The organism is Duganella sp. BJB476 (assembly GCF_003416895.1).
In the GTDB taxonomy this organism is placed as follows: Bacteria; Pseudomonadota; Gammaproteobacteria; order Burkholderiales; family Burkholderiaceae_D; genus Rugamonas.
Window position 1 is genome coordinate 131862 of the sequence record NZ_QVIO01000007.1, and the last position, 19821, is coordinate 151682.

19 protein-coding genes are annotated in these 19821 nt (G+C 63.7%); 8 read left to right on the forward strand and 11 right to left on the reverse strand.

Going from position 1 to position 19821, the window contains the following annotated elements:
• Positions 1-42 precede the first annotated feature (42 nt).
• From D0T21_RS24610 to D0T21_RS24630, 5 genes are all read left to right on the forward strand, one after another.
• The gene (locus D0T21_RS24610; protein ID WP_116992424.1) at positions 43-837 is read left to right on the forward strand and encodes a rhamnogalacturonan acetylesterase; all 795 of its coding nucleotides are present in this window, start codon (positions 43-45) and stop codon (positions 835-837) included.
• Entirely contained in the window at positions 834-3455 is a 2622-nt protein-coding gene (locus D0T21_RS24615) for a pectinesterase family protein (protein WP_116992423.1), read from the forward strand. The genes D0T21_RS24610 and D0T21_RS24615 overlap by 4 nt, the downstream gene beginning before the upstream one ends.
• A gap of 10 nt (positions 3456-3465) precedes the next feature.
• Entirely contained in the window at positions 3466-5313 is a 1848-nt protein-coding gene (locus D0T21_RS24620) for a glycoside hydrolase family 28 protein (RefSeq protein WP_229211630.1), read from the forward strand.
• 73 nt (positions 5314-5386) lie between these two features.
• Positions 5387-5878 (forward strand): hypothetical protein, encoded by a 492-nt coding sequence (locus tag D0T21_RS24625; RefSeq protein ID WP_147328170.1) that lies wholly within the window; start codon positions 5387-5389, stop codon positions 5876-5878.
• A 54-nt stretch (positions 5879-5932) separates the two neighbouring features.
• Positions 5933-6418, forward strand: coding sequence for a hypothetical protein (locus D0T21_RS24630; protein ID WP_116992420.1), 486 nt, complete (start codon positions 5933-5935; stop codon positions 6416-6418).
• A 68-nt stretch (positions 6419-6486) separates the two neighbouring features.
• Here the strand turns inward: D0T21_RS24630 and D0T21_RS24635 are convergent, their stop codons facing one another.
• From D0T21_RS24635 to D0T21_RS24675, 9 genes are all read right to left on the reverse strand, one after another.
• The gene (locus D0T21_RS24635; protein ID WP_116992419.1) at positions 6487-7365 is read right to left on the reverse strand and encodes an SMP-30/gluconolactonase/LRE family protein; all 879 of its coding nucleotides are present in this window, start codon (positions 7363-7365) and stop codon (positions 6487-6489) included.
• Positions 7353-8927, reverse strand: a complete 1575-nt coding sequence (locus D0T21_RS24640; protein WP_116992418.1) for an aldehyde dehydrogenase (NADP(+)) — start codon at positions 8925-8927, stop codon at positions 7353-7355. The genes D0T21_RS24635 and D0T21_RS24640 overlap by 13 nt, the downstream gene beginning before the upstream one ends.
• 69 nt (positions 8928-8996) lie before the next feature.
• Positions 8997-9908, reverse strand: a complete 912-nt coding sequence (kdgD, locus tag D0T21_RS24645) for a 5-dehydro-4-deoxyglucarate dehydratase (RefSeq protein WP_116992417.1) — start codon at positions 9906-9908, stop codon at positions 8997-8999.
• A gap of 144 nt (positions 9909-10052) precedes the next feature.
• Complete coding sequence (locus D0T21_RS24650) at positions 10053-10820, reverse strand: FadR/GntR family transcriptional regulator (protein WP_116992416.1); 768 nt, start codon at positions 10818-10820, stop codon at positions 10053-10055.
• Positions 10821-10981: 161 nt separating this feature from the next.
• Entirely contained in the window at positions 10982-11800 is an 819-nt protein-coding gene (locus tag D0T21_RS24655; RefSeq protein ID WP_116992415.1) for an HDOD domain-containing protein, read from the reverse strand.
• A 114-nt stretch (positions 11801-11914) separates the two neighbouring features.
• Entirely contained in the window at positions 11915-12496 is a 582-nt protein-coding gene (locus D0T21_RS24660) for a TerD family protein (RefSeq protein ID WP_116992414.1), read from the reverse strand.
• A gap of 18 nt (positions 12497-12514) precedes the next feature.
• Entirely contained in the window at positions 12515-13213 is a 699-nt protein-coding gene (locus D0T21_RS24665) for a TIGR00266 family protein (RefSeq protein WP_116992413.1), read from the reverse strand.
• Between the two features lie 30 nt (positions 13214-13243).
• On the reverse strand, positions 13244-13819 hold the full coding sequence (locus D0T21_RS24670) for a TerD family protein (RefSeq protein ID WP_008445327.1): 576 nt from the start codon (positions 13817-13819) through the stop codon (positions 13244-13246).
• Between the two features lie 86 nt (positions 13820-13905).
• The gene (locus tag D0T21_RS24675) at positions 13906-14955 is read right to left on the reverse strand and encodes a DUF475 domain-containing protein (protein ID WP_116992412.1); all 1050 of its coding nucleotides are present in this window, start codon (positions 14953-14955) and stop codon (positions 13906-13908) included.
• A 104-nt stretch (positions 14956-15059) separates the two neighbouring features.
• On the opposite strand from D0T21_RS24675, the gene nhaR reads away from it, so the two are divergent.
• From nhaR to D0T21_RS24690, 3 genes are read left to right on the forward strand one after another with little or no spacing between them, the layout of a single operon-like run.
• Positions 15060-15971: a transcriptional activator NhaR gene (gene nhaR / locus D0T21_RS24680; protein ID WP_116992411.1), complete on the forward strand. Its 912-nt coding sequence runs from the start codon at positions 15060-15062 to the stop codon at positions 15969-15971.
• Between the two features lie 44 nt (positions 15972-16015).
• Entirely contained in the window at positions 16016-17353 is a 1338-nt protein-coding gene (locus tag D0T21_RS24685) for a hemolysin family protein (protein ID WP_116992410.1), read from the forward strand.
• Between the two features lie 16 nt (positions 17354-17369).
• Positions 17370-18182, forward strand: a complete 813-nt coding sequence (locus D0T21_RS24690; RefSeq protein WP_116992409.1) for an ABC transporter substrate-binding protein — start codon at positions 17370-17372, stop codon at positions 18180-18182.
• Here D0T21_RS24690 and D0T21_RS24695 read toward each other — a convergent pair.
• Positions 18179-19219, reverse strand: coding sequence for an AI-2E family transporter (locus D0T21_RS24695; protein ID WP_116992408.1), 1041 nt, complete (start codon positions 19217-19219; stop codon positions 18179-18181). The two genes, D0T21_RS24690 and D0T21_RS24695, sit on opposite strands and share 4 nt — an antisense overlap.
• Positions 19219-19818: an SCO family protein gene (locus tag D0T21_RS24700; RefSeq protein WP_116992407.1), complete on the reverse strand. Its 600-nt coding sequence runs from the start codon at positions 19816-19818 to the stop codon at positions 19219-19221. The genes D0T21_RS24695 and D0T21_RS24700 overlap by 1 nt, the downstream gene beginning before the upstream one ends.
• Positions 19819-19821 lie beyond the last annotated feature (3 nt).

The window sequence follows — 19821 nt, forward strand, 5'->3', positions numbered from 1 at the left end:
CGGACCGCGATGCGGCCGGCGCCTTTTTTTTCGGATATCCCTATGAACTTCCAGAGCCTCACCCTTGCCGCCGCCCTGATGCTGGCGAGCGCCGTGCCCCACGCCGCCGAAACGCCCGCCAAACCAATCCGCGTGATCCTGGTCGGCGATTCGACGATGGCCAACAGCAGCGGCTACGGCGACGCGTTCTGCGCGCGCATCAACCGCGCCAATACCTGCCTCAATCTGGCCAAGGGCGGCCGCAGCTCCGGCAGCTTCCGCGCAGAAGGCCGCTGGGACGAAGTGGAAGGCCTGCTGCGCGGCGGCGCCGCCTATCGCGCGACCTATGTGCTGATCCAGTTCGGCCACAACGACCAGCCGGGCAAGCCTGGCCGCTCGACCGACCTGACAACCGAATTCCCCGTCAACATGACGCGCTACGTGCAGGAAGTGAAGGCGCTGGGCGGCATCCCGGTGCTGGTCACGCCGCTGACTCGACGCAGCTTCACTGACAAAGTCCTGGAAAACAACCTGCTGCCGTGGGCCGATGTGATCCGCGCCACCGCCAGCGCGCAGCACGTCGCGCTGCTGGACCTGAACGCCGACAGCTACGCCGCCGTGCAGGCGATGGGTGAAGACGAAGCCGATACGCTGGCGGGGGCGCCGCGCCCCGAGAAGATCACTGAGGCTGCACTGGCGGCCGGCAAGGTGGAAGTGGCCGGCGCCGCCAAATCCGCCTTCGACCGCACCCACGTCGGCGCAAAAGGCGCGGCTTGCTTCTCGCGCATGGTAATGGAAGAAATGAAGCGCGCCTTGCCTGAGACGGCCGGCCAGTTCAAGCCTGAGGGCGAACAATGACGAAACAGTTGTCCAAAGCAGGTATCGCCTTTCTGCTGGCCGCTTCCGGCGTCAGCGCCGCCAACGCACAAGACATGCGCAAGGTCGCCGAACCTGTCGCGCCAACGTCCTGCGCAGTGCTGACGGCCACCGACGACGCTCCCGGCAAGGACGACACCGCCCGCATCCAGCACGCCATCGACCAATGCGCCCCTGGCCAGGCCGTGCGGCTGTCCGCTCAAAATGAGAAGCACAGCTTCGTCTCCGGCCCGCTCGCACTGCGCAATGGCGTCAGCCTGCTGATCGATGCCACGACCACACTGCACGCAAGCACCAATCCAAAACTGTTCGATCGCGGCGCCGGAAGCTGCGGCACTGTCGACAAGCTGGGTAAAGGCTGCAAGCCCTTCATCACGGCCGACAAAACCAAGGGCAGCGGCATCTATGGCGAGGGCAGCATCGACGGCCAGGGCGGCCACGTGGTCGATGGCGCCAGCGAATCCTGGTGGCAGCTGGCCCGCCGCGCACAGAAGGAAGACGCACGCCAGAACGTACCGCGCCTGATCGAAGTCACCGGCTCGCAGGACTTCACGCTGCACAAGATCACGCTGCGCAATTCGCCCAACTTCCACGTCACGCTGAACAATGTGGACGGTTTCACCGCATGGGGCATGCGCATCGACACGCCTGCCACCGCGCGCAACACCGACGGCATCGATCCCATCTCGTCGCGCAACATCACCATCGCCTACAGCCATATCCGCACCGGCGACGACAACGTCGCCATCAAGGCCGGCAGCAACGGGCCGACGGAGAACATCTCCATCCTGCACAACCACTTCTACAGTGGCCACGGCATGTCCATCGGCAGCGAGACCAATGGCGGCGTGCGGCGCGTGCTGGTCGATGACCTGAGCATGGACGGCACGACCTCCGGCCTGCGCATCAAGAGCGACGTCTCGCGCGGCGGCACGGTGGACCAGGTCAACTACCGGAACGTCTGCCTGCGGGACGTCAAAGCACCGATAGACATCAGCACCCACTACAACCCGCGCGCGGAAGGCACGCAGATACCGGTCTACACCAACATCGCCCTCGACGGCGTGCATAGCGTGACGCCGGGCCGCGTCATCATGCAAGGCTACGACGAGCAGCACCCGCTGCAAGCCACGCTGCACGACGTCGGCATCGCCGGCAAGGCGGACAGGAAGATTGAATTCGCCAGGATCGCCGGCGACCTCGCCGCCACACCGGCAACCGCATGCGCCGATCGATTCGCCCCCTTCCCCGCCGCCACAACGGCCGCCACGCGCCCGCAACTCAGCATCGAACAATCCAGACAATACGCCTATGGCGAAGTGCTGAAATACGTCGGCGCCGCCGGCAGCGAAACCATCGATCCATGGGACCCGCTGTCCGATCCACTGGCAAAAGGCGCGGCCTTCACGCCCGACTACATCGTCGATCAATCCGCGAAGGCCGATGGTGTAAAGCTGTTCAGCACCGCACAAGAAGCCGTCAGCCGCGCGGTCGCCGACAGCAAGGCCCATCCTGCCAGACGCCTTTACCTACTGCTCAAACCGGGCATCTATCAGGAACTGGTCTACATCCCCGCTTCCGCCGCGCCGATCACCATGTACGGCGAAGGCAAGGATGCAGGCGCCACCAAAATCACCGCCCGGCTGGACGCATCCAACACCGGCGCCGACTACGCAAGGCAATACGGCGCGCAATTCGCCAAAGCCGCTCCGGCGGTACAAGCCATGTACGCGACCATCAAGGACCGCGCCCAGATCGGCACCTTCGGCACAGCCACCGTCTGGGTGCAGGACAACGGCTTCCAGGCCCGCAACCTGACGTTCGAAAACGCCTACAACAAGGACACCGGCAACGCCCGCGCCGAGGCGCTCCCCAACGTCAACAACATCCACCACCAGGCGCTGGCGCTGCAGGTGGATGGCGCCGACAAGGCGCAGTTCGAAAATATCCGCCTGATCGGTTTCCAGGACACGCTGTACCTGAAGGCCCCGCAGGTGGCCAACACCTCGCGCAGCTTCTTCAACAAATCCTACATCGAAGGCGACGTCGATTTCATCTTCGGCGACAGCACTGCCTACTTCCACCAGACCGAGATCAAATCGCTGGGCGACCGAGGCCAGTCCTACGCCGCCGCGCCGGATACCCACATCAAAACCAGGTACGGCTTCGTCTTCGATCACTGCCGCTTCACCCGCGATGCATCAGCCAACGCCAACGCGTTCTACCTGCTGCGCCAGTGGTTCCACAACTCGCGCTGCACGCCTTACGACAAAGTCCCTGTCGAAGGCTACGCCTGCACCTTCGGCCCCGCCAACGGCTACCAGGCGCCGAAAGGCACCATCGCCCGGAACTCGCTGGAAGCGGTCGGAAAAATGGTCGTCATGAATTCGCGCATCGGCCCGCACATCAATCGCGCATCGCCATGGTCTGACTGGAACAAGAAAGGCACGCTGGCCTACCGCCCGGCCCAATACAACTCCGACGACCATTGGAACAACCTGATTAAAGCCGGCATCGATCCCGTCAAGGACCTCGGCTACACCGAAAAACCATCGCCGGCGGAAGTCTTCCTCGGTGAGTTCAACAATTCGGATGAATAAGGAACACCGCATGACTATCAACACCCAGCGCCGCAGCCTGATGAAAGCCCTGCCAGCCGCCGCCGGCCTGTCGCTCGGCATGCCGGCGCGCGCCGCCACCGCGCCCGATCCGTGGCTGCTAGCGCAGGCCATCATCGACCGCGTCTCGCGGCCGCTCACCTTCCGCAAGCAGGACTTCGTCATCACCGCCTACGGCGCGCAGACCTGCAAGATGGCCAAGGTCAAGGCCTGGATCTCGTTCGAGGAACAGGACACCATCGATACCCCGGCCGCCGGATCAAGCGACTGCTACGCCGCCATCAAGGCCGCCATCAAAGCCTGCCATGAAGCGGGCGGCGGCCGCGTGCTGGTCCCGGCCGGGAACTGGTACTGCGCCGGCCCTGTCGTGCTGCTGTCGAACGTGAACCTGCACCTGAGCGCCGGCGCGCAGATCTACTTCAGCAACAACCCTGCCGACTACGCCAAGTACGGCGACATCGATTGCGGCAAGCAGGGCAAGCTGTCGATCTCGCGCTGGCAGAGCAACGACTGCCTGAACTTCTCGTCGATGATCTACGCCTACGGCCAGGACAACATCGCCCTGACCGGCGACGACTGGACCAGCATCCTGAACGGCCAGGGCGGCGTACCGTTCAACGAACAGGGCGACTGCTGGTGGACGTGGAAAGGCAAACTCAAAACGCTGAACGCGGTGGCGCAAGGTTCGACGCCCAATTTCACCAAGGGGAAGATGTCGGAGAATACCGAGAACCCGTTGAACGCCGAGTCGCTGTCCGCCATCGCGCCGCAACTGACCGAAGCGGAACGCCAGCTGATACAAGGCGAAGGCGCCCGCTGGCGCGCGGACGCGCAATACCTGCCGGCGCTTTCGGAAGCGGACGTGCCGCTGTCGCGGCGCGTGTTCGGCCTGGGCCACTTCCTGCGACCGCCGATGATACAGCTGATCGGCTGCACCAACGTGCTGCTAGAGGGCTACCACGTCACGCACACGCCGTTCTGGCAGCACCACCCTGTCCACTGCCGCAACATCGTCATCCGCAAGGTGCACTGCGAAAGCCTGGGCCCCAACAGCGACGGCTTCGATCCGGAAGCGTGCGACCATGTGCTGATCGACGGCTGCACCTTCGACACCGGCGACGACTGCATCGCCATCAAGGCCGGCAAGGATCTCGATACGCAGTATGGCCCGTCGCAGAACATCGTGATCCAGAACTGCACCATGCAGAGCGGCCACGGCGCCGTCACGCTGGGCAGCGAGATGGCGGGCGGCATCCAGAACGTGTTCGCGCAAAATCTGGTTTTCCAGAACATCAACTGGGCCACCAATCCCTTGAACACGGCGATCCGCCTGAAGACCAACCTCAATCGCGGCGGCTACCTGCGCAACTTCCATGTGCGCGACATCTCGATACCGAACGGCGTGCAGACCAGCCCTTCGTTCTACGCGTCGCTGCCGGGATCGCCGATACAATCGAAGACCGTGGCCACGGCGGCCGGCGCCATCGTCACCTTCGATTGCGACTACACGCCGCTCAGCGACAACGTCCGCACGCGGCCGCCGGTGGTCAGTAATATCCACATCTCCAACGTCAGGGTCGGCAACGTCAAGACCAAGGATGGCAAGGTGGTGTCGTGCTACCAGGCGATCGTGATCCTCGGCCCGGTGGCGTCGGACTACAACGGCCCGCAGCCGATGCCGGCCGTCGTCCCCGTCACCGACGTCACCATCACCGACTGCGACTTCGGCCTGCCCGCCAACATGGCGCAGCCCTGGTACCTGTACAACGTGCAGGGCCTGACGCTGAAGAACGTCACCATCGGCGGCAAGGTCCACAACACGACCCTGTCCAATTCGTAATCATTAATTTATTGACCACGAACACGGTGAAAAATAGAATGGGTTCATTGCAATAAAAGCATCGAGGAAGCCCATGTGCACATTGACGCAGCAACTTCATCGCGCAGGACTGGCAGCAGGCTTGCTGCTGGTCTTGTCATCGACTGGCTACGCTTATGGTAGCGAGGCTATCGTCAAACAGCTGCCGCCGGGCTGGACGCCGCTCGCGGCTAGCGCGCCGGACGCGGGCCTTTCGCTGTCGGGAAAATTCCAGCGGCAAGGGAACGTCGACACCGCGCTTGTCGTGCAAAACGGCCAGGATGGAGCGTACGGACTGGCCGTGGTGCCGGGCTCAGTGACTGACGGCACGGCCAGCATCGTCAAGACCTTCAAGGACATCAAGGCCAATCCGCCGCACCTGTCGCTGGTCCAGCCGGGCAGCTACCAGCCTGCATGCCACACCGGAAACAGCTGCGCGCCGCTCAGCATCGCCAACGAGTCGATCGGATTGTGCTTCGGCGAAGCCAGCTGCGAGATCATCTATTTTGCCGACGGCGCCTATCACGAGATTTACCTGACGGACTAGGCGGGCCGATCGTCGGCGCATATACTGGAGTGACTTACACGTCCGGAGTCCGCCATGCGTCCACTGTTCATGCTGCTGTTGTTGTCTTCCGCCGCCGCGCAGGCCGCGCCTGTCGAAGCGCTCAAGCCGATGGCCTTCCTGGCCGGGCATTGCTGGAAGGGTGACTTCCCGGAAGGCAAGCAGAGCGACGAGCATTGCTTCCAGTGGCAATACGACGGCAATGTGCTGCGCGACGTGCACACGGTGCGCACGCCGGGCAAGCCGGACTATGTCGGCGAGACGATCTACTACTACGATTCAGCGGCCAGGCAAGTGGCTTTTCTGTACGTGGAAAACGGCGGCGGCTACAGCCGCGGCACGATGACGCCAACCGCCACCGGCCTGGAATTCCCCGCCACGCAATACGTCGCCGACGGCCAGTCCCTCACCTACCGCGTCCGCTGGACGCCCTCAGGCGCCGACGCCTACGAGGCCTTTAGCGAAATGAACATCAAGGATAAATGGGTCACGCAGTTCAAGCTGGTGCTGAAGAAGCAGTAAGCTCCTCTGGCACAGGCAATCATGTTGAAACAAAAAGGGCAGAAGCCTGTTCAGCATCTGTCCCGTCATTACAGTCCGAACGGCGTTTCCGCCACGCCTTGCACGCCGGGCCGCAGCAGCAGCACGGCGCCGCCCCACTCCGCGTCCTCCGGCTTGCCGGAGACGATGGACGTCACCATCAGCGTATCCAGATCCTTGCCGCCGAACGCGCACATGGCCGGCTTGAGCATCGGTACGTCGATGCGGCGATCCAGCTTGCCGTCCGGCGTGAAGCGCAGCACGCAGCCGCCGTCGTTACCGCAGATCCAGTAGCAACCGTCGCTGTCGATTGCGGCGCCGTCGGGACGGCCCACATATGTCGACATGTCCGCAAACACGCGGCGGCCGGATGGCACGCCGTCGTCGATGTCGTAGTCGAACGCCCACACCATGCGCCGCGCCGGATGCGAATCCGACAGGTACATGGTGCGGCCGTCCGGCGAGAACGCCAGGCCGTTCTGCGTGATCAGCTCCGACACGACAGGCGCCGAAATACCGCGCGCCGCATCATAGCGATACAGCTCGCCGACCGCGCGCGCGGCCGACATGTCCATGAACATGGTGCCGCTCCAGAAGCGCCCCTGACGGTCGCAGCGGCCGTCGTTGAAGCGCATGCCTTCGCCCAGCCCGGCGGCGGGCGTCGCCAGCTTGATCTGGACGGCGGCTTCCGCCTCGCCCAACTCCAGGCTGAAGATACCCGTCTCCATGCCGGCGATCAGCCCACCGCCCGCCTTGGCCGCCACGCAAGCGACCATTTCGGTGGTGGTCCAGAAGCGCGCCGCGCCGCTGGCGCCGTCCAGGCGCCACACGCGTTTGGCGGGAATATCGACCCAGTACCAGGCCAATTCCGCCGCGCTCCACGTCGGGCTTTCGCCCACCGTGCAGCGAATGTCGCTTACGCGTTCCATGCCAGGTCGCCGTTGACGACGCGCGGGATGTTTTGCGGATTGGCGTCAGCCAGCGACTCAGGCAGCAGGTACGAAGGCACGTCCTGGTAGCACACCGGACGCAGGAAGCGGTCGATGGCCGAAGCGCCGACCGAAGTCGTGCGGCTGTCCGAGGTCGACGGGAACGGGCCGCCGTGCACCATCGCGTGCGACACTTCCACGCCGGTGCCGAAGCCATTGAACAGGATGCGGCCCACTTTGCGTTCCAACGTAGGCATCAAGCGCGCGGCCAGTTCGCGGTCGTCGGCGGTGGCGTGAACGGCTGCGGTCAACTGGCCTTCCACGTGTTCGGCCACGGCCAGCATCTGCGCTTCATCATCGCAAACGACCAGCAGCGAGGTCGGTCCGAAGATCTCGCCTTCCAGCGCGGTGTTGGTCAGGAAGGACTTGGCGTCCACCTGGTACAGGAAAGCTTGCGCGGCGCACGGTGCGTCCGTGCCCTGGCCTGCGGCGACCTGCTGCACGCCGTCGATGGCGGCCAGGCCGCTGACGCCGGTGACATAGGCCTTGTGAATGCCAGGGGTCAGCATGGTGGTCGCGTTTTTCGCGCCCAGCGTGCCCGACACGGCGGCGACGAAGGCTTGCAGCTTGTCGCTCTTCAGGCCGACCAGCATGCCTGGGTTGGTGCAGAACTGGCCCGAGCCCAGCGTCAGCGAATCGGCGAAGGCCTGCGGCAGCTTGGCGTTATCCAGCGCGCCCGGCAGCAGGAACACCGGATTGATCGAGCTCATTTCAGCGTAGACCGGGATCGGCTCTTTGCGCGCGGCGGCGGTGCGCATCAGCGCCAGGCCGCCGGAGCGCGAACCGGTGAAGCCCACGGCCTTGATCGCCGGATGGCTGACCAGTTCCTGGCCGATGGTCTGGCCGGAGCCGATCAGCATCGAGAACACGCCTTCCGGCATGCCGCATTCTTGAGCGGCCTTGGCGACAGCCTTGCCGACCAGTTCAGAAGTACCCAGATGGGCCGAGTGAGCCTTGACCACGACCGGGCAGCCGGCTGCCAGTGCCGACGCGGTATCGCCGCCGGCCACCGAGAACGCCAGCGGGAAGTTCGATGCGCCGAACACGGCGACCGGGCCCAGGCCGATCTTGCGCAGGCGCAGATCGCTGCGCGGCGGCGTGCGTTCCGGCAGCGCGCTGTCCAGCGTGGCCGACTGGAAGCGGCCGTCGCGCACGACTTTCGCGAACAAACGCAGCTGGTTGCAGGTACGGCCACGCTCACCTTCCAGGCGGGCTTGCGGCAAGCCGCTTTCCTGCATCGCGCGTTCGATCAGCGCAGGGCCGATGTCCATGATGCGGTCGGCGATGGTTTCCAGGAACTTGGCGCGCGCTTCCAGGCCGGTGGCGCGGTAGATGTCGAAAGCCTGGTCGGCCAGTTCGCAGGCGCGTTGCAGGTCGGCGGCGCCGGCCAGGCCGAAGGCCGGTTCGATTTCCACGTTACGCGATGGATCGATCGCCTTCATCGTGCCTTCTTTACCCAGGACCGCGCTGCGGCCGATAACCATTTCACCAGCAACTTGCATATTGACTCCTCAATGTATGAAAAGCGCGGACCAGCCGCGCTTGTTTTATATTTGTCGCCGCCGCAGGGATTACTGAGCGCCTTGCTTGCGGATCAGTTTGTCCAGCATGTCGCATTCTTCCGCAGTCATATCGGTCAGTGGCGCGCGCACCGGGCCTGCATCGTGGCCCACCAGGCGTGCACCCGCCTTAACGATACTCACTGCGTAGCCGGCCTTGCGGTTACGTATCTCCAGGTATGGCAGGAAGAACTCGTCCAGCATGCGGTTTTGTTCGGCGTGATTGTCCGAGGCAACCGCATGGTAGAAGTCCATCGCCAGTTTCGGCATGAAGTTGAATACCGCCGATGAGTATACCGGAGTACCCAAAGCCTTGTACGCGGCCGCGTAAACTTCGGCGGTCGGCAGGCCGCCCAGGTAGCTGAAACGGTCGCCCATCTTGCGCCAGATCGAGACCATCAGCTCGATGTCGCCGACGCCGTCCTTGAAGCCGATCAGATTCGGGCAGCGGTCGGCCAGCTTGGCCAGCGAGTCCGGCGTCAGGCGGCAGTTGGCGCGGTTGTAGACCACCACGCCCAGATTGGTCGCCTTGCAGACTTCGGCGACGTGTTCGATCAGGCCGTCCTGGCTCGCTTCGGTCAGGTAGTGCGGCAGCAGCAGCAGGCCTTGCGCGCCTACGCGCTCGGCTTCCTTGGCGTAGGCCGCGGCCACGCGGGTCGGGCCGCCGACGCCGGCCAGGATAGGCACTTGACCGGCGCAGGTGTCGACGGCGGTCTTGATGATGTCGGTGTATTCGTTGGCGGTCAGCGAGAAGAACTCGCCCGTACCGCCGGCGGCGAACAGCGCGCTGGCGCCGTAGGGAGCCAGCCACTCCAGGCGCTCGATATAGGTCGACTTGCGGAAGTTGCCTTCAGCGTCGAAGTCGGTGACCGGGAACGACAGCAGGCCGGAGGAAAGAATTTTTTTAAGGTCATTCGGTTGCATAAGGTCTCCAATAATCGACAGCTCATCTCAGGACGGGGAACGCGACAGCTTTGCGCCATCTGTTGTATGACATCGTACAACCATCTTCGTGAGTGAGCAAGCGATTTAGCAAAATCCGCCAAATCGCCCTGCCATTGTTGCTTTTTATGCAGTTTGACCGGCGGCGATGCCTTCTTGCGCGCGGCGCAGGCGCTCGCGGCTGTTGCTCAGGTGGGTGCGCATGGCGGCGCGGGCCGCCTCGGCATCCTTGCGCAGGATGGCGTTGTAGATGTCGTCGTGCTCGCGGTTGAGGCGTTCCAGGTACACGGCCGGATCGTCATGCGCCAGCTGTGCCGAGTTGACGCGGGCACGCGGGATGATGGTGTTGCCCAGGTCGCTGAGGATGTCGACGAAATAGCGGTTGCCGGTGGCTTGCGCGATCAGCAGGTGGAAGGCCACGTCCGATTCGACAGAGCCGGGACGGCCCTGCGAATGCTGGATGCGCTTAAGCACCGCGCCCATTTCCTGCACCTGTTCCTCGGTGCGGCGGGTGGCGGCCAGCCAGGCCGCCTCGGTCTCCAGGCTGATGCGCAGCTCCAGGATGGCCAGCACGTCGCCGATGGTGCGGATGGTGTCGGCCGAGATGCGCAGGTTGGCCGGCTGCGGCTCCAGCACGAAGGTGCCGATGCCGTGGCGGGTCTGCACCAGCCCCGCCGCTTGCAGGTGCGAAATCGCCTCGCGCACCACGGTGCGGCTGACGCCGTGCATCTCCATGATGACCGACTCGGTCGGCAGCTTTTCGCCCGGCTTCACGGTGCCGGCCTGGATGCTGTTGGTGAAAGCCTCGACCACGCCCTGGGCGAGGTTGCGATGCTTCTTCTTCGGCACGAGGACGGTAGGAGCGGACATGGGAGCGGCGGCGGTCTGGTTCATGGTCTTTTTACTGTTGTATGACGACTGTTAGCATACACGCTTCTGGCGTGTCGCACGATCCGCATATTGCCAGACTTTGAGCAACAATTGTGCCTTAGACACTATTTTCGGCACGATTAGTGCATATGGACTAGTTCGTTAAACAACACTCAGGCCAATACTCAGGCCAACAGCGCGGCGCTCATGGAGGCGGCTTCGTCGGCCGATTCGAACAGGATTTGCTCCAGCGCGGCGTTGTCGTCGAAGAAACCGGCCAGGCTGGCGTGTTCGCGTTCCGGCGCCAGCGGCGACGGCACGGGGGCCAGGTGCTTGGCGATCAGCAGGGTGTCGCGCAGGCCCAGCGGCGGCGGCGTCAGCGTGGCGCCACGCAGCGAGACGATGGCCTGGCTGACCGGCTCCGGGATCGCCATCTTCTTCATGATTTCGCGGGTGATGATTTCCTGCGCCGCGCCCATCCAGTCTTCGGGGTCGTCGAGCAGTCCGGGAATGTCGTCGGCGCGCGACAACAGGTAGAAGCCCCCTGCTTCGTGCACGATGCCGGCGAACAGCGCGGTATCGGCGTCGGTGCGGGTCAGCTTGCGGGCGATCACGTGGGACAGCGCGGCCACGTGGGCCGAGTGGCGCCACAGTTGTTCGGCCTGGGCGCGCAAGGCGGCGTCGCGGATGCGGCTGCCGAACTGGCGCACCACCATCGCGGCGGCCATCGTGTACAGGTTGCGGAAGCCGACCCGCTGCACCGCCGCGCGCACGCTGGTGACCGGCGCGCCGCCACGGTTGAACACCACCGCATTGGCCAGCGCCACGGTGCGCGCGGCCAGCAGCGGCTCGCCCAGCACCTTACGGATCACGTCCTCGACATCGCAATCGGGATCAGCCAACGCCAGTTGCAACCGCAAAGCGGCATTGACGCTGGTAGGAAAAACCAGCTCTCCCTTTGAAGCTTGGGCAACAATCTCGGCGTAGTCTTTTAGTTTTTCCATGGCAATATTATACCGTGGAAAATTGGGGTCAAGTCTGACATTCGGACACGAGCTCCGCCGTAGCGACCACTACGGCGGAGCTCGTGTCCGAATGTCAGACTTGACCCCAGGTGATTACAGGTGGGCGGCGATCTGCGGCAGCAACTCGTCGAAGGTGCGGCCCTTGCCGTTTTCACCGATGGCGTGCATCTTCCACTCACCGTTGTGGCGATACAACTTGGCCATGATCTGCGCCGAGTGCGGACCTTGCACGGACAGGTTGAACCGCGCCACTTCCTTGCCGCTGCTGGCGTCCAGCAGGCGGCAGTAGCCGTTTTCCACTTGCTCGAAAGTCTGGCCGGTGAAGCTGTTCACCGTGAACACCAGGCTCTTGACCGTGGACGGCACCGCGTTCAGGTCGACGTTGATCTGCTCATCGTCGCCATCGCCGGCGCCGGTGCGGTTGTCGCCGGTGTGCTGGATGCTGCCATCCCTGCTCTTCAACTGGCGGAACCAGATCACGTCGACCGGCGCGCCGGACTCGTTGAACATCACGCACGAGGCGTCCAGGTCAACCGCCTCGGTCTTCGAGCCGAAGCCCAGGAAGCCCTTGGTCTTGATCGCATCCCAACCCAGGCCCATGGTCACGCGGCCCAATGCGCCGCCCGATTCCTTGGCCAGTGAGATCTTCTGGCCCTTGCTTAAACTGACTGTCATCTTGGTACTCCTTTGAATTTACTGCGCAACGCCGCGCTGCGCCCAGGCCTGGAATGCCGCGCCGTTGCGCGAACAGATCAGGATTTTTCCGTGGCCGGAAAAGCGCAGCACCATGCCTTCGCCACTGGTCTGGCTGTTGACCAGATTGCTCAGAAAGCCGCTGTTGCCGCCGGTGGTGACCGAGATTTCGTAGCGCAGCGCGCTATCCCATGCCACCACGTGCGAGTTATCGATAATCACATCGCGGCCCGGCGTGACGTCCAGCTGCGACATCGAACCGAAGCCCGATACCGCCACCTGGCCGACGCCCGCGGTCTCGGTGATGAAAAAGCCGCCGCTCTGCGCGAACAGCGCATTGCCCAGGCTTTGGGTACGCACCTTCAGCTCGACGCCGGAGGTGGCGGCGACGAAGGCGCCGTCGCTCAGCATGTACTGATGCTGGCCGACGTCGAGCACCTGCATCGCTCCCGGCAGGCGCGGCGCCAGCAGGCAATCGCCCTCGCCGCGCACTGCTTCGATATGCTGCTGGAAGAAGGACTCGCCGTTGGCAAAGCGGCGCATGATGGCCGCGCCGATGCCGCCGGTGACCTTGCCCTTCAAATCGAGCGCCGCTTCCATCATCACCATCGCATCCGACTCGCAGTAGATTTTTTCACCTTGAGCCAGCGAGACGTGCAGGAAGGGATCGATGTCGCCGGTGATCGAAAATTTAGGCATGACGGAGTCCTTTCTTCTTCAGGTTAAAAATTAAACGCGCACGCCGAACGACGATGCCAGCGGGCCCAGGCCGCCCTTGAAGCCCTGGCCGACGGCCTTGAACTTCCAATCGGCGCCGTTGCGATACACCTCGCCGAAGATCATCGCCGATTCGGTCGAGCCGTCTTCGGACAAGTCGTAGCGGGCGATCTCGCCGTTGCCAGCGCCGTTCAGGCAGCGGATGAAGGCCTTCTGCACCATGCCGAAGTTCTGGCGGCGCTCGTCGCCTTCGTGAATGGTGGCGCAGATGGCGATGCGTTCGACATCGGCCGGTACCTTGGTCAGGTCGATGGTGACGGTTTCGTCGTCGCCATCGCCGGCGCCGGTGCGGTTGTCGCCGGAGTGGGCCACCGATTGATCCGACGATTTCAGGTTGTTATAGAAGATGAAGTCATTGTCGGCGCGGACCTTGCCGTCCACTTTCAACAGGAAGGCCGAGCCATCCAGGTCGAAGTCCTTGCCGTCGGTGCTGCGTACATCCCAGCCCAGGCCAACAACGATTTTCGACAGGCCTGGCGCTTCCTTGCTCAGATTAACGTTACCGCCTTTTTGCAGACTGATTGCCATGATGTGATGCTCCTAAAAAAAGAGAACCGGACTTTGGGTGCTACAGGCGGCGAGCCGTGTCCGTAATTAACGGCCCGCCGAATTCTTTATGCTGCGATGGCGACAGCGGCTTCCTTATGGCGGCGATGACGCACTGAGGACCACAGCGAAGCACCGATGAAGGCCACGCCTATCAGGCCGGTGAACAGTTCCGGGATGTGGAACTTCATACTCGCCAACATGATCGCGGCCAGGATACCGATCGCATAGTGCGCACCGTGCTCCAGGAAGACGAATTCGTCGAGCGTGCCCTTCTTCACCAGGTACACCGTCAGCGAGCGGACGAACATCGCGCCGATGGCCAGGCCCAGCATGATGATCACGACGTCGGTGGTGATGGCGAACGCGCCGATCACGCCGTCGAAGCTGAACGAAGCATCGAGCACTTCCAGGTACAGGAAACCGCCGATACCGCCCTTCTTGACCAGGTCGCCGACATTGCTGCCTTCTTCTTCCTTCTCCAGCAGGTTGCTGACCGCGTCGACGCCGACGTAGATCAGGATGCCCCACAGGCCAGACACCAGCACCACCAGCTTTTGCGCTTCGCCTACCAGGCCCATAGAGCCCAGTAGGACAGCCAGCGCAATCATTACCGAGATCGAGGAGACCTTGCCCAGCGAGCCGAGTTTCTTCTCGACGTTGCCCAGCCAGTGGACTTCTTTCTCGTCATCGAACAGGAAGTTCAGGAACACCAGCAGCAGGAACATGCCGCCGAATGCCGCCACTTCCGCGTGGTGATTCGTCAGGTGCATCGAATACGTTTTAGGGTCATTCAGCGCCAGGTGCCACACATCCATGATGCCGATGTCCGCCGCCACCGCCACGATCACCAGCGGGAACAGCAAGCGCATGCCGAACACCGCGATGATGATGCCGACGCCGAGGAACAGCTTCTGCCAGTAGGCGTCCCAGGTCTTCAGCACGGAGGCGTTGACCACCGCGTTATCGAACGACAGCGACACTTCCATCGCGGCCAGGATCGCGGCGATACCCACGGCGGACAAGGCGCCGCTCCATCCCGACAGTTCGTAGCCCCACCAGCCCGCTGCAGCAAGGCAGAGGAACGTGACGAGGAATGACACTTTGAAGTGTTTCATTCTTTACTCTCATGGTTATAAATCGATGGGTTGCAGTGTAGAGAACAATGCGTTTTTTAAAAATAGAAGATAATTGAAGTATTACTTCGTAAAAACAGAAGATCATGAAAACCAGTGGACTCAATTTCCGGCATCTGTATTTCTTCTGGACGGTGGCCAAGGAAGGCGGCGTCACGCGCGCGGCCGAGCGCCTGGGGCTGGCCGTGCAGACCATCAGCATGCAACTCGCATCGCTGGAGCAGTCGATCGGCAAGCAGCTGCTGGAGCCGCAGGGGCGCCGTCTGGTGCCGACCGAAGCGGGCAAGCTGGCGCTCACTTACTGCGACCAGATTTTCCTGCTGGGCGACCAGTTGCAGGATGCGCTGGACGAAACGGAAGCGAGCAAAATGCGGCTGACAGTCGGCATCTCCGACTCGCTGCCCAAGCTGATCGCCTACCGCCTGCTGCAAGCGACGCAGCAGCTGGAGCAGCAGGTTCGGCTGGTGTGCATGGAGGATGAATTCGAATCGCTGCTGGCCGACCTGGCGCTGGGCAAGCTGGACGTGGTGCTGACCGACCGCGCCGTGCGCGCCGGCGGCAGCCTGAAGGTGTTCAGTCACTTGCTGGGCGAAAGCGACATGAAGCTGTACGGCGTGCACAAGCTGGCGCGCAAGTACCGGCGCAACTTCCCGCACAGCCTGCACGGCGCGCCGCTGCTGCTACCGACCCGCAACAACGCGCTGCGCGGCCGCATCGACGCCTGGTTTGTCCAGCACAAGGTGCGGCCGGACATCGTCGGCGAGTTCGAGGACAACGCCATGCTGAACACTTTCGGCCGCAACGGCCTGGGCCTGTTCTTCGCGCCGTCGGCGCTGGCGCAGGACATTGAGGAGCAGTTCGGCGCCGTGCTGGTGGGCGATGCGCCCGAGCTGCGCGAGCAGTTCTACGCCATCTCCAACGCCCGCAAAATCACCCATCCGGCGATCGAAGCCATCCTGTCGGCCGTCCATAGCGGGCCCTTCGCCATCGCCGAATAGGCTAAGATGCGTGTTTTGACTACCTGAGCCACCGCTCGGCCCCTATGCAAAACCTTATGCTTGTCGTGCTCGCCGTCTTCCTGGTCGCGCTCAATGGATTCTTCGTGGCGGCCGAATTCGGCATCGTCACGCTGCGCAAGACGCGCGTGCGCGCCATCGCCAAGACGCAGGGACTCAAGGGGCGCATCCTCGGCAAGGTCCACGGCGAGCTGGACGCCTACCTGTCCGCCTGCCAGCTGGGCATCACGCTGGCCTCGCTGGGCCTGGGCTGGGTCGGAGAGCCGGCCTTCGCCAGCCTGCTGGAGCCGCTGCTGCACGCGGTCGGCGTCAGCTCGCCGGAAATCGTCCACGGCATCGCCTTCGTGTTTGCCTTCTGCGTGATCTCCTTCCTGCACATCGTGGTCGGCGAACTGGCGCCGAAGTCGCTGGCCATCCGCATGCCGGAAGTGATCGGCCTGTGGAGCGCGCTGCCGCTGTACGGCTTCTACTGGGCCATGTACCCCTTCATCTGGGTGCTCAACGCCAGCGCCAACATGGTGCTGAGCTTGGTGGGCCTGGCGGGCAAAGGCAGTCACGACAGCCACTATTCGGTCGACGAACTCAAGCTGATCCTGCGCACCAGCCAGCCGGGTGAAAAATTCAACGAAGACGAACGCAACATCCTGGCCCATTCGCTCGATTTCAGCGACCTGTCGGTGTCCGACCTGATGCGCCCGATCAACGAGGTGATCGGCCTGTACGCCAACCGTCCGCTGAACGACAACCTGCAGACCATGTTGCGCAACCGTTTCAGCCGCTACCCCTACTACGACAAGGACGGCGAGACGGTGCTGGGCGTGGTGCACCTGAAAGACCTGTTCTTCGCCCAGCAGTCCGGCAAGCCGGTGACCGACCTGGTGCCCTTCCTGCGCCCGGTGGAGACGATTTCCGCCCGCACCCCGGCGCTGGAGCAGTTCCGCCGCTTCCGCGACGGCGCCCCCCACTTCGCGTTGATCGGCGAAAAAGGCAAGCGTCCGCTCGGCTTCATCACGCTCGACAACCTGCTGGGCGCGATGGTCGGCGAAATCCACGACGAATTCCGCCTCAACGAGAACGATTGGCTCAAGCAGCCCGACGGCACGCTGGTCGGCAAGGCCAGCTTGCCTATCTTCTCGCTCGAGCGCACACTGGGCATAGACATCGAAAACGAGGATCTGGGCCTGGAAGAGGTAGAATCGGTAGGCGGCCTGATCATGCTGAAACTGGGCGATATCCCGAAACAGGGCCAACGCATCAGTTTCCGCGGTTTCGACATCGTCGCCAAGAAAATGAACGGTCCACGCATCCTGCTGGTCAAGGTCATTCCCAAGGATGACACCGAGGATAACGCCGACCAGGACTAACCCGATGGGAGGAGACGTGCTCAGTCGCCTTGTCCTAAGCTGTACCCTGAGCTGCACCCTGCTCTGCGCCGCCGGCGCCGGGGTGGCGGAGCCGCGCAGCGGCTGCCAGCATCTGCGCGTCGCCTTCTACGAGGACGGCGCGCTGTTCTACCACGCCCCCGGCGGCGGCTGGACCGGCATCGACAAGGACGTGGTCGATGAAGTGGCCCGCCGGCTCGGCTGCACCATCGACGCCAGCGTCGATTCCCGCGTGCGCATCTGGGCCGGCCTCGGCGGCGGCAACATCGATATGTCGGTATCCGCCATTCCCCTGCCTGAACGCGAAAAGATCGGCCGCTTCGTGCCCTATATGACAGGCCGCAATTTCGTCCTGCTGCACAAGGAGCTGAGCGGCCGGCTGCGCAGCATGGACAGCTTCCTGGCCCATCCCCAGTACAAGATCGGCGTGGTCAAGAGCTACAAGCATGGCCCCGCCTACGATGACTGGCTGGACAAATTGCGCGTCCAGGGCCGCGTGTTCGAGACGGCTGACAAGCTGTCGATGATGCGCTTGTTCAAGCTGGGCCGCGTGGACGCGGTGATGGCCACGCCGACCACCTGGTATCCGCTGGTCAAGCAGGAACAGCTGGCCGGCACCTACAGCGTGATGGACTGGGCGCCGCGCGAGAATATGGTGTCGGGATTGGTGCTGTCGCGCCAGAACGTCGACGCCGCCACCGTGGCCCGCTTCAGCCAGGCGATCCGCGCCATGCGCGAAGACGGCACGTTGCGCCGCATCTTCGAGCGCCATACAGACGCCGAGCGCGCCGCGCAGATGATCAATTTCTAGACGGCGTCGCCGCCGGTCCAGTTGCGCAGCAGGCCCAGGGCCACCGCCAGCAGCGTCGGGCCGATGAACAGGCCGACAAAGCCGAACGCCAGCACGCCGCCCATCACTCCCAGCAGCACCAGGATGAACGGCAGGCTGCTGCCACGGCTGATCAGCATGGGCTTGACGACATTGTCGACGCCGCTGATCACGAACGTGCCCCACACCAGCATGAAGACGCCCCAGCCGGTGCTTCCTTGATTGAACAGCCAGATCGCCGCGCCGCCCCAGATCAAGGGCGGGCCGACCGGGATCAGCGAGAACAGGAAGGTCGCCACCGACAGCAGCGCCACGGCCGGCACGCCGGCGATCAGGAAGCCGACGGCGGCCACGCCGGCCTGCGCCAGCGCCGTACCCAGCAGGCCGTACATGACGCCGCGCACGGTGCGGCTGACGGTGTCGGCCACGGCCGCGCTCTGTTCGCCGATCAGCTTGTTCATCAGGGAGGCCAGCGCCGCCACCAGCGCCTGGCCGTCGCGGTACAGAAAGAAGCTGACGAACACCGCCAGGCTGACCTGGACCACGCCGCTGCCCAGCACCATGCCGCCGCCCAGCACAAAGCGGCGCGCGGGCTCCAGCAGGTTCTTGGCGACGTTGAGCAATTCCTCGCGGCTGCCCAGCAGCTTGCGCAGATAGGTGTCGGCCGCCTCACCCACCAGCGGCAGTTCCTTCAGCCAGGCCGGCGGCGCCAGCGTGCCGCTTTCGAGGCTGGCCTTGGCCTGGTCGTAGAATGCGCCGGCGTTGTCAGCCACATTCCAGGTCACCAGCGCCAACGGCACGATGATCAGCACGGTCAGGCCGACGCTCATGATGGCGGCCGCCAGCCAGCGGCGCTGCTTGCAGCGCGCCAGCAAGCGCAGGTACAGCGGCCAGCTGGAGATGGTGATGGCGGCGGCGAACAGGATCGCGGCCAGGAACGGCCGCAGCACGGTCAAACAGCCGATCACCAGCAGGACGATGGCCGCAAGGCGGGTGTACGGCTGGAAGCGTTGCTGCATCAAGGCTGGGACAGCAGCAACTTCAGGTCATGCACGATCGGTGCAGGCCCCTGGCCGGAGCGCACCAGCAGGCGGATCTTGCCCTGCTTGTCGAACACATAGCTGGCGGCCGTGTGGTCCATCGTATAGCTACCCGGCGTCTTGCCCGGCACCTTGGCGTAGAACACCTTGAATTCCTTGCCGACGGCGGCGGTCTGCTCGGCGGTGCCGTACAGGCCGAGGAAACGCTTGTCAAAGGCCGGCACGTATTCGGCCAACAACTGCTGGGTGTCGCGCTCGGGGTCGACGGTGACGAACAGCACCTGTACCTGGTCGGCCTGCGGACCCAGTTCCTTCATCGCGGCCGACATCTCGGCCATCGTGGTCGGGCACACGTCCGGGCACTGGGTATAGCCGAAGAACATCAGCACGACCTTGCCCTTGAAGTCGGCCAGGGTGCGCGGCTTGCCGTTGTGGTCGGTCAACGCGAAGTCCTTGGCGTATGGCAGCCCGGTCAGGTCAGTGTTGGTGAACTCAGGCCGCGGCGCGGTGGCGCGGCGCTCGCAGGCGGCCAGTAATGCGGACAGGGCCATCAGGCCGACGACGAGCAGTTTTTTCATTGT